The organism is Thiomicrorhabdus xiamenensis, assembly GCF_013282625.1.
Classification (GTDB): Bacteria; Pseudomonadota; Gammaproteobacteria; order Thiomicrospirales; family Thiomicrospiraceae; genus Thiomicrorhabdus; species Thiomicrorhabdus xiamenensis.
The window spans coordinates 1,825,072-1,839,727 of sequence record NZ_CP054020.1 but is presented as its reverse complement, the minus strand read 5'-3'; the positions used below and the strand labels follow the sequence as shown (position 1 = coordinate 1,839,727).

Annotated in this window: 9 protein-coding genes; 7 read left to right on the top strand and 2 right to left on the bottom strand. The window is 47.2% G+C overall.

What is annotated here, in order from left to right:
- The first annotated feature begins 193 nt into the window (after positions 1–193).
- A complete protein-coding gene (gene thiI / locus HQN79_RS08510) occupies positions 194–1,633 on the top strand; it encodes a tRNA uracil 4-sulfurtransferase ThiI (RefSeq protein WP_173285581.1) in 1,440 nt (479 codons plus the stop codon).
- Between the two features lie 21 nt (positions 1,634–1,654).
- Here thiI and HQN79_RS08505 read toward each other — a convergent pair whose 3' ends face one another.
- Complete coding sequence (locus tag HQN79_RS08505; protein ID WP_238843342.1) at positions 1,655–3,358, bottom strand: MltF family protein; 1,704 nt, start codon at positions 3,356–3,358, stop codon at positions 1,655–1,657.
- A 166-nt stretch (positions 3,359–3,524) separates the two neighbouring features.
- On the opposite strand from HQN79_RS08505, the gene HQN79_RS08500 reads away from it, so the two are divergent.
- The 3 genes from HQN79_RS08500 to rlmB all read left to right on the top strand — a co-directional run bounded on the left by HQN79_RS08500 (position 3,525) and on the right by rlmB (position 8,347).
- A complete protein-coding gene (locus HQN79_RS08500; RefSeq protein WP_173285579.1) occupies positions 3,525–4,949 on the top strand; it encodes a dihydrolipoyl dehydrogenase in 1,425 nt (474 codons plus the stop codon).
- Between the two features lie 315 nt (positions 4,950–5,264).
- Entirely contained in the window at positions 5,265–7,619 is a 2,355-nt protein-coding gene (gene rnr / locus HQN79_RS08495; protein WP_173285577.1) for a ribonuclease R, read from the top strand.
- Entirely contained in the window at positions 7,616–8,347 is a 732-nt protein-coding gene (gene rlmB / locus HQN79_RS08490; protein WP_173285575.1) for a 23S rRNA (guanosine(2251)-2'-O)-methyltransferase RlmB, read from the top strand. The genes rnr and rlmB overlap by 4 nt, the downstream gene beginning before the upstream one ends.
- 48 nt (positions 8,348–8,395) lie before the next feature.
- Here rlmB and HQN79_RS08485 read toward each other — a convergent pair whose 3' ends face one another.
- Positions 8,396–9,595: a PfkB family carbohydrate kinase gene (locus HQN79_RS08485; RefSeq protein WP_173285573.1), complete on the bottom strand. Its 1,200-nt coding sequence runs from the start codon at positions 9,593–9,595 to the stop codon at positions 8,396–8,398.
- 531 nt (positions 9,596–10,126) lie between these two features.
- Here HQN79_RS08485 and fnr point away from each other — a divergent pair.
- From fnr to pepN, 3 genes are all read left to right on the top strand, one after another.
- A complete protein-coding gene (fnr, locus tag HQN79_RS08480) occupies positions 10,127–10,873 on the top strand; it encodes a fumarate/nitrate reduction transcriptional regulator Fnr (RefSeq protein WP_173285571.1) in 747 nt (248 codons plus the stop codon).
- A 484-nt stretch (positions 10,874–11,357) separates the two neighbouring features.
- Complete coding sequence (gene pal / locus HQN79_RS08475; RefSeq protein WP_173285569.1) at positions 11,358–11,906, top strand: peptidoglycan-associated lipoprotein Pal; 549 nt, start codon at positions 11,358–11,360, stop codon at positions 11,904–11,906.
- Between the two features lie 99 nt (positions 11,907–12,005).
- Complete coding sequence (pepN, locus tag HQN79_RS08470) at positions 12,006–14,633, top strand: aminopeptidase N (RefSeq protein ID WP_173285567.1); 2,628 nt, start codon at positions 12,006–12,008, stop codon at positions 14,631–14,633.
- Positions 14,634–14,656: the final 23 nt, after the last annotated feature.

The window sequence follows — 14,656 nt, the reverse complement described above, 5'->3', positions numbered from 1 at the left end:
AGGGTTGTGAACGCCTTCTCAGACGTGGCGCACAGGATAGGGTAAAATAGCGAAATTGTTTTAATTTGGCGGTTCTGAGTCCTTGTTTATAAAGATCTGTCGTCGGGTTGAGAGATCCTTCGATAAGAGTCGATATCCTTTTGTGACGCCTGATTGTATCGCCTTTTCAAAAAAGTAGTATTGAGTTAATTTGATGAAATTTATTGTTAAGTTTTTCCCGGAAATTATGGTCAAGGGCGCGCCGGTTAAAAAGCGTATGATTATGATGTTGACCGATAATTTAAAGCGTTTGCTGGGACGCATTGAAGGCGAAAGTCGGGTACGCCGTTTTCACGATAAGATCGAGGTGTATTGCGATAGTGAAATGCATCTGGCGGTACGCAGTCTGCTGCAACGTACACCGGGGGTTCAGCAGTTTTGGGAAGTTGAAGCTTTTGAAACCGGCGACGACCTGGATTTAATCGCCGATAAGGCGGTTGAGTTTTTTGCCGATAAAATTCGCGGTAAGCGTTTTGTGGTTCGCGTAAAGCGTGCCGGTAACCATGCGGTTAACTCGAATGAGATCGAGCGTTATGTAGGTAGTCGCCTGTTTCAGCTTGGTGAGAGTGCCGGTGTCGATCTGAAAAATGCCGATGTCACGGTGAAGCTTGATCTGCACGATAAAATTCTAAATGTGGTAACCGGTCGTTTTGACGGACTTGGCGGTTTTCCAATGGGGGGGCAAGGTGAAGTTCTTTCACTGATGTCCGGCGGTTTTGATTCCACCGTTGCCAGCTACTTAACCATGAAGCGCGGTCTTAAGACGCACTTTATCTTCTTTAATCTTGGCGGTGCTGCGCACGAAATCGGTGTAAAGCAAGTGGCGCTTTATCTGTGGAATAAATTTGGCGCATCGCATCGTGTGAAATTTGTTTCAGTGCCTTTTGACGGTGTCGTGGACGAGATTTTCCGTGCTTCGCATGAAAGTTATATGGGCGTGATGCTCAAGCGTCTGATGATCAAGGCTGCTGAACAGGTAGCGCACAATATGGGGATCGATGCGTTGGTTACCGGAGAAAGCGTCGCTCAAGTCAGTAGTCAGACGCTACGAAACTTGGCAATTATCGATGAAGCGAGCAATAAACTGGTACTGCGCCCTCTGGCGGTCATGGATAAACCGGAAATTATGGCTATTGCCGATAAGATCGGAACCCGTGAATTTGCCGAGTCGATGCCGGAGTATTGTGGAGTGATTTCTCGCAACCCGGTCACCAGCGGTTCATTCGAACGCGCCAAGCGCGAAGAGAGTCATTTCGATTTGGCGGTTTTGGATAAAGCGGTTGAGGATGCTCAGTATTTGAATGTCGATCAGATTATCGAAGATGTCAATCAGACGCAGGCGGTAGAAGTGTTGAATGAGGTCGGCGATGCGGTGCTGATTGATATTCGTCGTGACGAAGAGCGTAAGGCACGACCACTTGGGCTTGAACATATTACGATGCCGTTTAATGTGCTGGGGCGTGAGTTCAAGAGTCTGGATCAGGATAAACAGTATCTGTTGTATTGTGATAAAGGGGTGATGAGCCAGCTGCATGCACAGTATCTTCGGGATGAAGGGTTTGACAACGTGCGCGTCTACCGCCCACAGTCTTAATTATTCCGGCATAACGCCGGGCTAACGGGGTGGGGTTTTAGGTTCTATGGCTGGTGCAGGCTGATTTGACACGGCGGGCGTGATATCTTCATCGCCCTCATTCTTCTCCTGCTCCTCGCCGGAGTCATCAGTTTCGTCGAACGGCGAATAATCCAATCGCAAATCATCATCGACAGGACCCGGAGAATTGCTGTTTTCCGGGTTTAATTCATTCAGATGTTGCTGTTTTAACAGCCTTTTCTCTTTTTCCAGCTGGGTCGCCAGTTTGAGTGCTTCTTTAGTCTTTTGAATGAAGGTGACGTAGTTGACGGTTTCCAGTCCGATTTCGTTACGAGCGATGGTTTCCACATTGTAGAACCACTTATAAGGGTCAAGTCCTTTTCTTTTGGCAATGCGTTGTAATTGGCGAACTCGCCCTGGGCCGGCGTTATAAGCGGCGAGTGAGAAGTTGATGACATCTTCGGGAGCGTATTCCGGTTTATCGAAGTAATAGTCGCGCAGGGAGGCCAGGTAGCGAATCCCTGCATGGATGTTGTTTTCCATGTCAGTTTTGATGTTGGCGATGCGTACGTGCTTGGAATTGGCGGTACTGGGCTTGATCTGCATGACGCCGTAAGCGCCGCGCCGGCTGACCAGTTTCTGGTCGAATTTGGATTCTTTATAGGCTTGAGCGGCGATCAGGTACCAGTCGAAATCGTAAAACTGGGCGTATTTTTCAAAGTAATACTGCAGGCAAGGGGTTCTATCCAGTGCGGTAAAATCCAAAGGGTGCTGGATCCAGGCGGTGTTTTCGAAGTATCGACGATACAGGACATTGCCCAGATAGCGGCCCTGGCGGGCATAGTTTTCAATGAAATCGTTCAGCGAAGCTTTGAATTTAGGCAGGTTTTTGTTGATTGCCCAAGCGATTTCGCCGCCGTTACGCAGAATGAAGTCGTCATGCACGATGATATTTTTGTAGGCGGAGCTGTAGATGTTGGCAATATGGCTGTCGACAATCGTGTAATGGAACAGACCTGCATTGACCATTTCCAGAATATCTTCGGCTTCGAGCAGTTCGTTGGCCTGAATGATTTCCATGCTTTCCAGTCCGAGGCCGCCCAGCGCCAGATTGATCTGTTGCAATTGCACGATATAGCTGCTGTTGGCAACGACAATGATCTGTTCACCGGCCAGTTCTTCAATGCGGGTTATCGGCTTTGCACCCTTGTAGGAAACCAGAATTTCATTGACGTTTCTGATGTAGGGGGCAGTGAAGTCGACCAGTTGTTTACGTTCCGGCGTAATGGTTAAGCCGGATGCGACAATGTCGCCTTCGCCGAGTGTCAGTGCATTAATCAGTTGGTTGAAAGGGCGTGTCAGAAAAACCAGATGCGTTTTGAAGCGTTCTTTTCGCGGTCCGCGGTTGAGGTATTTTTCATAAGCGGCCATCAATTCATATTCGATTCCGCGCGGGCCTTTATCGGTATGGAAAAAGTTGGTTCGATTGTAGCTGACCAGAACGCGCAGTATCCGGCGTTTGCGAATCTCTTCGAGATCGCCGATAAACTGGCTGTTGATGCGTTGATTGATTGAATCGCCAGTACGAGTCTTATCCGACAGAATCGCTTCCTGCGAGGCTGCCGACGGGCTGAGAGTGAGGCCGCAGGCACTGAAACAGAATACACTGAAGACAAGCAATGCTCTGTGCAGAGGCCTTTTAGTCGGTAAGCGGATTCCTGCCATATACCTGAATACAATCCTTGTGAGTCCAGCACCTATTTTAGTCATTCAAAATTGCTTTGCGCTGTTTTTTTGATTTCAGATGAATACTTGTGCTGGTTCAACTTTTAAATATGGATTTTAACTAATATAAGAGAGTACTGTTTGCTTGTGTGTATTGGAGAAAATTATGCGAAAGGTGAAATACGCGATTATCGGCGCGGGAACTTCCGGTTTGACGGCACTCTCTTATTTAAAGAAGCGCAACGAAGATTTTGTCATGATTCAGGGCGGGCCTTACGGAACGACCTGTGCCCGCGTTGGTTGTATGCCTTCGAAAGCTCTGATTCATACGGCGAATCATTATCACCAGCGTCATCATATGGCGGAAATCGGCATTGAGAATGCCGAACAGCAGGAAGTCGATCTGGTTAAGGTCATGCAAAGAGTTCGTGCTTTGCGTGATCGTTTTACCGGTGGAGTGAAATCCGGCTCGACGGATACGCTTGCCCCTGGGCAGCTGATTGAAGGTTATGCAGAATTTGTGGCTCCGAATCAGCTCAAAGTGAATGACGAAGTGATTGAAGCGGAGCGCATTATTATCGCTAACGGTTCTCGTCCGGTTGTGCCTACTCCGTGGAAAGAGCTGGGTGATAAGCTTATGACCAGTGACGAGATTTTTGAGCTCGAAACGCTTCCAAAGCGTATTGCAGTAATTGGTCTTGGTGTTATCGGATTGGAGTTAGGGCAGGCTCTGGCTCGTTTAGGTATTGAGGTGGTCGGTGTCGAGATGCTCAATACCTTGGGTGGACTCAGTGTACCTGAGGTGGTAGAAGAGGCGGTTGCCGAGTTTTCCAAAGAGTTTCCGGTGCATTTGGGGGTTGCCGCGAATTTGCGTCTGAACCCGGATAATCCGGAGGAAGTCGAGGTACAGATCGGCGAGGAAAAAGTGTATGTCGATGCGGTTTTCGCGTCGCTTGGCCGTCGTCCGAATATCGACAACTTGAATCTGGCGGCTGCGGGTGTCGAGTTGGATGGGCGTGGTATGCCGAACTTTAACCTGCATACTTCGCAGATCGAGGACAAGCCGATTTTTATTGCCGGAGATGTGAACGGTTACCGTCAGATTCTGCATGAAGCGGGAGATGAAGGGCGTATGGCAGTGCTTAATGCCGTCTCCTATCCGCAGATTTCGGCCTATGCGCGTAAAACCAGTTTAGGGGTCGCTTTTACCGATCCGCAAATCGGGCTGGTTGGCCAGCGTTACACGGAACTCGATGCGGATAAAATCGAGGTGGTAACCTTTAAATTGAACTGTGCTAACGGCCGAGCGATTGTTATTGGGCAAGATAAAGGTGCGATTTCGCTGTTTGCGGATAAGGAAAGCAAACAGTTGTTGGGTGCAGAGTTGTTTTTGTTTGAAGGTGAACATATGGCGCATCTTCTGGCGTGGATGATTGAGCAGAAGTTGACGGTTATGGATCTGTTGCGAATGCCTTTCTATCACCCGGTTTTGGAGGAGGCTCTGCAGTCGGCATTAAGAGAGTTGGCGCATAAACTTTATCCGCAAGACACTGATTGGATGGAGGCTGAGTTGTCTGCATTAGAAGGTTAAGCGTTTATTCATCAAGCATAATGATGGATGTTGTGAGAGGGTGGTTGTGTGCACAATACAGCCGCCTTTTTTATCGCCTTGGTAAAGCTTGGGAGTGACGTTTTTTCAATGGCTGGAAAAGGGGGAGGAAGAGGGTGAGAATCGGTTTTCAATTTGACTTTTTTATCTGAGTTACGTCTTTAACGGAACCGGTCAATTTCTTTTGTTATAATGGCCCAAATTTTGCAGACGATTCCGCTGTTAAAAGCCTCGGGAGCCTTGTTTGAATAGGGGTTCTGCAGATCGTGGAATCCAAATTAGATTAGATGGTAAACAGTGACTACTGAAAAACAAACAGACCTTAACGATCCTCATGCAACGCGTGAGGCAGAAAAGTACGACAATCCAATCCCTAGCCGTGAATTTATTTTGCAGACGCTGGAAGAGTTACAGAAACCTTTGCGCCTGTTTGAAGTAGCCAAAGCGGTAAATGTCGACGAGGATGACGAAGAACGCTATGAAGCTTTGTCGCGCCGTCTGAAAGCGATGGTGCGTGACGGCCAGTTGATCCGAAACCGCCGCGGTGCTTTCGGTCTGCTGAAGAAGATGGATCTGATTAAAGGTCGCGTTCTTGGCCACCCGGACGGTTTCGGTTTTGTTGTTCCCGATGAGGGCGGCAAGGACCTGTTCCTGTCCGAAAAAGAGATGCATAAAATCCTGCATGGCGATCGCGTTATCGCGTCGGTTGTCGGAGAGGATCGTCGTGGACGTCAGGAAGGTATTATCGTTGAGGTAACCGAACACTGTACCGCCCAGCTTCTGGGACGCTTGAGTCTGGAAGACGGTATGGCTTGGGTACGTCCGGATAATAATCGCATTGCGCAGGATGTATTCATTCCGCAGGATGGTTTGATGGATGCGAAGGAAGATCAGATTGTTCTGGTTGAAATTCTGCATCAGCCGTCGGCACGTTCCGGCCCGATCGGGAAAGTGGTTGAAGTCGTCGGGGATTATATGGCTCCGGGGATGGAAATCGATTCGGCAATTCACGCCCACGGAATTCCGAATAGCTGGTCGGACGCCCTGATTGCCGAGCTGGATCAGATCGGTGACGAGGTGACTGAAGCGGATCTGGAAGGACGTAAGGATCTCCGTAATCTGCAGCTGGTGACGATTGACGGCGCGGATACGAAAGATTTCGATGATGCGGTGTTTGCCAAGCGTCGCAAGAACGGCTGGAAGCTTATCGTCGCCATTGCCGACGTATCGCATTATGTTAAGCCTGGAACCGAGTTGGATAAGGAAGCGCTCAAGCGCGGAAACTCGGTTTATTTCCCGCAGCGCGTGGTTCCGATGCTGCCGTCCAAGCTTTCCGACGGGCTATGTTCATTGAATCCTCATGTTGACCGTCTTTGTATGGTTGCTGATATGGCGATTGACGAGAGCGGTAAGCTTGAACGTACTCAGTTCTATCAGGCAGTAATGAACTCCAAGGCGCGTTTAACCTATACTCAGGTTAACGAAATGGTTACCGATGCCAATTCTCCGCTGCGTTCAGAGTATTCCGAGCAGATCGAAAACGTCGATACGCTATACGAATTGTTCAAGGTTCTGCAGAAGGCTCGTGAAGAACGCGGTGCGCTGGAGTTTGATACTACTGAAACGCGCATTGTGTTTGATGACGAGCGTAAGATCAAAGAGATTGTTCCGGTCGTGCGCAATGACGCTCATAAACTGATCGAAGAATGTATGTTGATGGCAAACGTGGCTACGGCGCGTTTCCTGAAATGGCACAAAATGCCGATCGTGTATCGTGTTCACGAATCGCCGATGGAAGACCGCTTGCAGAACCTGCGCACTTTCCTGGCGGACTTTGGTTTGACCTTAAACGGTGGCGATACGCCAACCGCTCAGGATTTTGCTGAAGTTGCCGCTCAGGTAGAGGATAAGCCGTACAAACATCTGGTGCAGACGGTTATGCTGCGTTCGATGAATCAGGCTGTGTACCACCCTGAAAACAAAGGTCACTTTGGTCTGAATTATGAGAACTATACGCACTTTACTTCACCGATTCGACGTTATCCGGATCTGTTGGTACATCGTGCAATCCGTCATGTTTGGAGTAAGCAGCCCATTTCGGACTTTATCTATGATGATGCCAAAATGGTGGAGATGGGGCAGCACTGTTCGGATACTGAACGTCGTGCAGACGATGCAACCCGTGATGCAGAAACCTTCTTGAAGTGCGAATTCCTTTCTCACCGACTGGGTGAAGAGTATGAAGCGGTGATCACTGCTGCAACCAACTTCGGTCTGTTTGTTGAAATGGATCCTCTGTATGTTGAAGGCTTGGTGCACATTACCGAGTTGGGTGACGACTACTTCCATTACGATAACGCCCGTCACTGCCTAAAAGGGGAGCGTACAGGTAAAGTTTACCGTTTAGGTGATCGCATAAAGGTTCAGGTTGCTCAGGTTAACCTTGATGAGCGCAAAGTAGATTTGCGTTTTATCGAGAGCCTGACGGAATCCGAGGATACCGGCGAATCCGAAGAGGTTCGTGAGGATTCTGCTCCGGCCGAAGGCGAATCACAAGACGATAATGGCGCTAAGAAAAAGCCACGTAAGAAACGCTACTATCGCAAGAAGCGTAGTGGAGGTAAATCTTCCAAGCCGAAGGCGAAATCGTGAAGCAACAGTTGATTTTCGGCATTCATGCGATTGAACGCTTTATCAAGCAGGCTCCGCAGTCGGTTTTCAGCATCTCTTTTCTGAAAGGGCGTTTGAATCCACGTCAACAGGCACTACTGGATCAGGCGCGTTCTTTGGACCTGCAGGTCGAGTTGGTTAATAAATCCGTTTTTGCCAAGATCGATGGCAATCACCAGGGTGTCATGGCCATGGTTGAAAAGCAGAAAGATTTGAGCGAAGCGGATCTGCTGAAAATCGCCGAAGAAACGGCTAATCCGCTGTTTGTTTTTCTGGACGAAGTTCAGGACCCGCATAATTTAGGCGCGATTCTGCGCACCGCTGACGCTGTTGGGGTTGATGCTGTCATCATTCCTAAAAACCAGTCTGTCGGGGTTAATGCGACAGTGCGAAAAGTGGCCTGTGGTGCGGCGGATACCGTTAAGCTGGTTGTGGTCACGAATCTGGTGCGCAGCATGAAAGAGTTGCAGCAGAATGGTATGTGGATGATCGGTTTGGCGGGTGAGACTGACAAGACCATTTATCAGCAGGATTTCTCGGGGGCGATCGGAATTGTGATGGGGGCGGAAGGAACTGGGTTGCGACGTCTGACGCGTGAGGCGTGCGACCATCTGGCGGCCATTCCAATGGTGGGGAGTGTTGAGAGTTTGAATGTCTCCGTTGCCACAGGGGTGACGCTTTACGAAGCTTTCCGACAGAGAAATTTATAAAAATGTCCAAGTTAAAAAAAGGCTCACAATTGTGAGCCTTTTTTAATTCTATACCAAGTAAATATCCCCTTGATCATCCATGCGGATGCTGACGGGCGTTAGATGCTCCCCCCAGCAAGGGCCTTCTACGCATTCGCCGTCGTCAATTTTAAAGAAGGCGTCGTGTACCGAACACTTCATGGTTTGATCAAAAGGGTTTACATCTATTTTGTAGGCTTCGTTAAGAGGCACATTCTGATGCGGGCAATTATTTTCGTAGGCGCGAACTTCTTCATCCTGCTTAATGAGAATAACGCCGCCGCGGTTATTTAAGTCGATCACCGTCGCTTTGGCTTTGCTCAGCTGTTTAATATTGGCAATCGGTTGGTTTTCCGGTTTGGCGTTTAGGATATCATCCAGTCCCATCTTCTGAATTTTCTGCGCGGCCAGATGGTTGGCAAATTCGCATGCCTCGGACAGGGACGCGCCTTCGGATAGCTTACTTAGTAAACCTGCATTAAATGTATCCCCGGCGCCAAGGGTATCGACAACCGGGTTGACCGGCAATGCCGGCAGGTGTTCGACTTTCGCGTTGAGCGCTTTATACCAGACACCTTTGGCACCCCAAGTACAGACCAGCTGACTGTTTGGAGCCAACTTGGCAATGTCGTTCAGCAACTCTTCACCGTTGTTGAAGCCTTTGGCTCCAGCATAGTGATGCGAAAAGATAATCAGGTTGGCTTGATGGAAAAGCGATTCAATATTTTCGCGCGGTTTTTCTACTTCCATTGAGATCGGTTGATTATCAAGGAAGGTTTTACTGATATTGAGCATTCCTTGCAGATTATCGACATTGCGTCCTTCAAAGTGAATCCAGTCATACTCTTCGATTTCGATTTTGGCAAAAAAATCAAAGCTGACTTCCGGCAGATCGCGATAGTGGACGATTGTGCGGCTACCATTATGGGCGTTAAGAGTCACGATGGAGTTTGGCGTACTGCCTTGAATAAACTTTTGGATATGTGTGCAGTCAATGCCGCGCTCCTGCATCCCTGTGATGAGCTGTTTTGATTCCGTATCGGTTGCGCTTGTTGAGCAAATTGCCGCTTCGTGACCGAGTTGGTTAAGGACGTAAAGCATGTTGTTTACATTGCCGCCGACTCTGTTTTCTCGACTAATGGCTCGGATCTCCTGATCCTCTTTAGGGTGTTGCTCAACGGTAAAAATTGTATCCAGTACGGCATTCCCGATTGCCAGAAATTTTGCCATTTCCTTAATCCTTTATTAAAAAAGTTTATCCGATGTTACTGTTTGCCCAATTTTAACATAAGCGTCATTTGAGAGAATTTTTGCCTGAAAAAAATCTTTTAACTCTTGACAAAAATAAAAGTGAATAAAATTTTTGTATTGACTTGACAAGGAGGTGTTTTATTTAGTATTGGCTCGAAACAGGTTTTATTTTTGTTATATAAGTTATTGAAAATAAAGGGAATGTTTTTTGTGTTCGGAAAATGGGCTGGTGGTGGGGGACTTGTGTGTTTTTCCACAGAAACTGTGGATAACTTTGTGAGTAATTATGAAATAAGTGCTTTAAACGCAGGAAATTACAAGGGTGTTAAACTGCTGATTAAAAAATAGTCACATTACCTTTTTATAATATAAATTCCTTAAGAACTATGAATAAAGTCTTGAGTAAGTATTTATGTGTATATAGAATAATCATATAATTTTTTTAGTGATTCGTATTTTTAAAAGGGATACAATCAAAACTTGATTAAGGACAATTAAGTAGACGGTTCTATGAAAGAAGTTAAGTCAGCCTTTAATGTCAGCTGCAAAAACTGCGGTTTGCAAAAAGTGTGTTTCCCTACTGGTTTGCGCCGCGAAGACGTAGATCGTTTGGATGATATTGTGGACAGACGCTCACCTTTAAAGAAAGGTCAGCATCTCTTTGAAGCCAGTGATAAGTTCAGCGCACTGTTTGCGATACGAGCCGGAGTGATAAAGCTTTATTCGTTCACGGATAGCGGTGAAGAGATTGTACACGGCTTCTACCTGCCGGGCGATGTTCTCGGAATCGATGCTTTGGGCAGTAAACAGCATCAATATAGTGCTGTCGCGCTTGATACCACCAGTGTTTGTACCCTTCCTTTTGAAAAATTCACCGAACTGACTGAATCGATTCCGAATCTGAACCAACAGATGCTTAATGCAATCAGTAAAGAAGTTCTGGATGGTCGAATGCATTCGGAACTCTTGATTCGCCGCAATGCAGATCAAAGGGTTGCTCAGTTTGTTTGGAATATGTCCGAGCGTTACCGTAACCGTGGTTATGCCAGTGATGAATTCAGATTAAGCATTCTGCATCGTGATGTGGCCGTGTATTTGGGATTAACGCCAGAGACGGTATCTCGCATTCTCGCTAAATTTCATGCAGAAAATATCGTTACCTGGAAGAAGAAAGAAGTCATGATTCATGATATGCAGCGTCTGATGCATATCGCCGGCGTGCACTCAAGCTGTGATTCATGCAAAGCAACGGCGTAATTCCGCTTTTCATTTGGTAATTGAAGTTGATTCAGAACAAGAAAGCATGGCTGTTTTATGTTCTAATAAGGATTGTGAAGGCGTTGAGTGTTTGAAAGGTTTTCTCAACGGTTTTTCATAATGTAGCCCGCTTACCCGGCAAATCTGCCGGGATTTTTTTGTCTGATACTTTTGTCTTTTTTGTCAGTATGCTTGTGGATGATTTTTAATCTCCAGCTTGTATCTTTGCTTCTCTAGCACAAATTCTAAATTTTCAACCATCTTAGCAAAATAGGTAGATAAATTTTACCTGTAGTTTTCTTTATGACTAGGCTCTGCGGCATTAACTTGATTTATATCAAGTAGTTAAAACTGTCTTTTTTTCTGTTGCGCTGTTTGCGCTAAGACGCTTATTTTTTAAAGTTTAATGCGGTATAGTGTCGAATAACTGATAATCACTGGATAGTTAACTGTTAACGTTATATTTTTAAAGGGGTTCTGAATAATGAAGAAATACGCTAAACTTTTTGCCACGGCCTTGATGGGCTCAGCTTTGATCGGCTGTAGTGCCACACCGGAAGTGAACGATAATTACCAATACAGTGAGCCTAAAGCTGATGGTGCCGCTTCAACAACTCAAAGTGCTGCCGATCAAGGCGCTCAGAGCGGTGCAACCGATCTTGACGCAGGCAAAAAAGCACTGACGCCGGAACAGATGAAGGCGCTATTGAGCGGTAAAGTGATTTATTTTGAATATGACCGTTCGGACATTGGTACCGAATATTATGACATTATCAAAATGAACGCTGAATACTTGAGTCAGAATCCACAAGCCAAGCTGACAATCGCAGGGCACTGTGACGAGCGTGGTTCTCGTGAATATAACCTTGCGCTTGGTGAACGCCGTGCTTTGTCGGTTAAAAATGCGATTATGGCCGAAGGGGTCAGTGCAAACCGTATTAATGTTATAAGCTTTGGTGAAGATATGCCGGTTGACGAAGGCCATTCAGAAGCGTCATGGTCGAAAAACCGTCGTGCGGAATTTAATTATTAATTCGTTTTCGCGCTAAAATATCAGCCAAACTTGTAATAAAACCCCTCTTTGACTGTAAAAGAGGGGTTTTTTTGTAACTCCATTTTCTTAAGGTTTTCTATGACAAAGAGTGCTCCGAAAGTAAATTATCTCAAAGACTATCAAACGCCTGCATTCACCGTTGATTCGGTGTTTCTTGAGTTTCTGCTTCAGCCAGAAGCGACGCAGGTAACCAATCGTATGCAGATAGGGCGTTTGCGCGCTGGCGATCTGTGGCTTGATGGTGAGAGTTTGGATTTACTCTCGGTGCATTTGGATGGCGAAGATGTTACCTCCCAATGTCGAGTTGAAGAAACCGGACTGAGCCTTTCAACCGATAAGGAACAGTTTGAACTGGAAATTGTGACCCGGATTAACCCGGAGAAAAATACCGCATTGGAAGGTCTGTATCGGACGAGCGGTAATTATTGCACCCAGTGCGAGGCGGAAGGCTTTAGGAAAATCACATACTTCTTTGATCGTCCCGATGTGTTAAGTGTCTTTACGACCAAGGTGGTTGCCGATAAATCGCAAAATCGCTACCTTTTGGCTAACGGTAATCTAACCGAGTCCGGTGATTTACCTAACGGGCAACATTACGCAGTGTGGCAGGATCCTTTCAAAAAACCGTGCTATCTGTTTGCGTTAGTTGCCGGTAATCTGGAAAAAATTTCCGATACTTTCCGTACACAAGACGGGCGGGATGTTGCTTTGGAAATCTATGTCGAACCACGCAATATCGATAAGTGCGAGCATGCGATGGAATCGCTTAAGCGCTCTATGGCGTGGGATGAGAGCCGTTTCGGACTGATCTACGATTTGGATATCTATATGATTGTCGCGGTGGACGATTTTAATATGGGCGCGATGGAGAACAAGGGGTTGAATGTTTTTAACTCCAAATTTGTTCTTGCCAAGCCGGAGAGTGCAACTGACGTCGATTACGAGGGAATCGAAGCGGTGATCGGCCACGAATATTTTCATAACTGGACCGGAAACCGTGTCACCTGTCGCGATTGGTTTCAGTTGACTTTGAAAGAGGGCTTGACGGTTTTCCGTGATCAGGAGTTTACCGCGGATATGCTCTCCCCGGCGGTCAAACGAATTGAAGATGTTAAGCGATTGCGCTCCAATCAGTTTCCTGAAGATGCCGGACCCATGTCGCATCCGATCCAGCCGCAGTCTTATATTGAAATGAATAACTTCTATACCATGACGGTGTATGAAAAAGGAGCGGAAGTAGTTCGCTTGTATCATACGCTGCTTGGTGAAGGCGGTTTCCGTAAAGGTATGGATCTGTATTTCGAGCGTCATGATGGTCAGGCGGTCACTGTTCAAGATTTCCGTAACGCCATGGCGGATGCCAACGGTGTGGATCTGCAGCAGATGCATAACTGGTACGTCCAGTCGGGTACGCCTGTTCTGAAGATCGAGAGTGAGTATGATGCTCAGATGCAGACTTTAACGGTGAACTGCGAGCAGAGTTTACCCGAGACAGAAGATTTCAAGCCGTTGTTGATACCGATCGGTTTCGGGATGTTGAATTCCGAAGGTCATTCTTTGCAACTGCAGCCGATTGAAAGCCATTTGCAGACGGTTGAATTGCGCAGTGAGACCAATGCGGTCTTGAAAATGACGAAAGCGCAGCAGCAGTTCGTTTTTAACGGCGTGCAGACTCAGCCCATATTGTCGCTTTTGCGCGGGTTCTCTGCGCCGGTGAAACTGAGTTACGATTACAGCGATCAGGAGTTAGCGCTGCTGGCTTCTGCCGATGAAGACAGTTTTGTCCGTTGGGAGGCGATGCAGACTTTGTTGTTAAGAACGGTACAGGCCAAGGTAGCGGCTTTGAAATCGGTCGAAGAGTACGCTGTTCCGCAGTTGCTTGTCGATACTGCCGAGAAGCTGTTGCTTGATCATTCTCTGGATCCGGCGCTGGTAGCGATGAGTCTGACGTTGCCTGAGTTAGGTTATATCGGTGAGCAGTACCGAGAGGTTGATGTGGATGCGATTCACCAAGCGCATAATTGGCTTAAAAATGGCCTGGCGCAAGCGCTGCAGGATGAATGGCGCAACACCTACTTACGCATGCAGGATGATTCCGAATACCGTTATGATAAACGACAGATAGCCGAGCGTATGCTTAAAAATGTTGCGCTGGCGTACCTTGGTTGTCTTGCGCAACATCAGGAACGCGTGTTTGAGCAGTATCGTGCTCAGCATAATATGACCGATGTGCTTGCAGCGATGAAAATCATGCTTCATCAAGGTCATTCGCAAACGGATCAGGCATTGCAGGATTTCTACCAAAGATGGCGAGGGGATAATCTGGTGATTGATAAATGGTTTGCCATGCAAGCCGAAACACAAAACGAGACGGCGCTGGAAAAAGCACAGAGCCTGTTGTCGCACCCGGACTTCTCATTGACGAATCCAAACAGGGTTCGTAGTCTTCTGGGCGTTTTCGCGCGTCTGAATCTGGTCGGGTTCCATCGTGCGGACGGAGCCGGCTATCAGATGGTGGCTGAGCAGATTATCAAAGTCGATGAGTTAAACCCACAGATTGCCGCTCGATTGCTCGGGCCTTTCACGCACTGGAAACGCTACGATGCTGAGCGTCAGAAGTTGATGCGTGCGGCTTTACAGCGTATCCTCGATCGAGATAATGTTTCCAAAGATGTATATGAAATTGCGAGCAAGTCTTTAGCTTAAGTGCATTGGGATAAGGTATCGGA

What these genes read in the sequence shown, in the direction of transcription:
- fnr (WP_173285571.1), top strand. Translation starts at nt 10,127, where the DNA reads ATGAAAGAAGTTAAGTCAGCCTTTAATGTCAGCTGCAAAAACTGCGGT.
- HQN79_RS08485 (WP_173285573.1), bottom strand. Translation starts at nt 9,595, where the DNA reads ATGGCAAAATTTCTGGCAATCGGGAATGCCGTACTGGATACAATTTTT.
- HQN79_RS08500 (WP_173285579.1), top strand. Translation starts at nt 3,525, where the DNA reads ATGCGAAAGGTGAAATACGCGATTATCGGCGCGGGAACTTCCGGTTTG.
- pepN (WP_173285567.1), top strand. Translation starts at nt 12,006, where the DNA reads ATGACAAAGAGTGCTCCGAAAGTAAATTATCTCAAAGACTATCAAACG.
- thiI (WP_173285581.1), top strand. Translation starts at nt 194, where the DNA reads ATGAAATTTATTGTTAAGTTTTTCCCGGAAATTATGGTCAAGGGCGCG.
- HQN79_RS08505 (WP_238843342.1), bottom strand. Translation starts at nt 3,358, where the DNA reads ATGGCAGGAATCCGCTTACCGACTAAAAGGCCTCTGCACAGAGCATTG.
- pal (WP_173285569.1), top strand. Translation starts at nt 11,358, where the DNA reads ATGAAGAAATACGCTAAACTTTTTGCCACGGCCTTGATGGGCTCAGCT.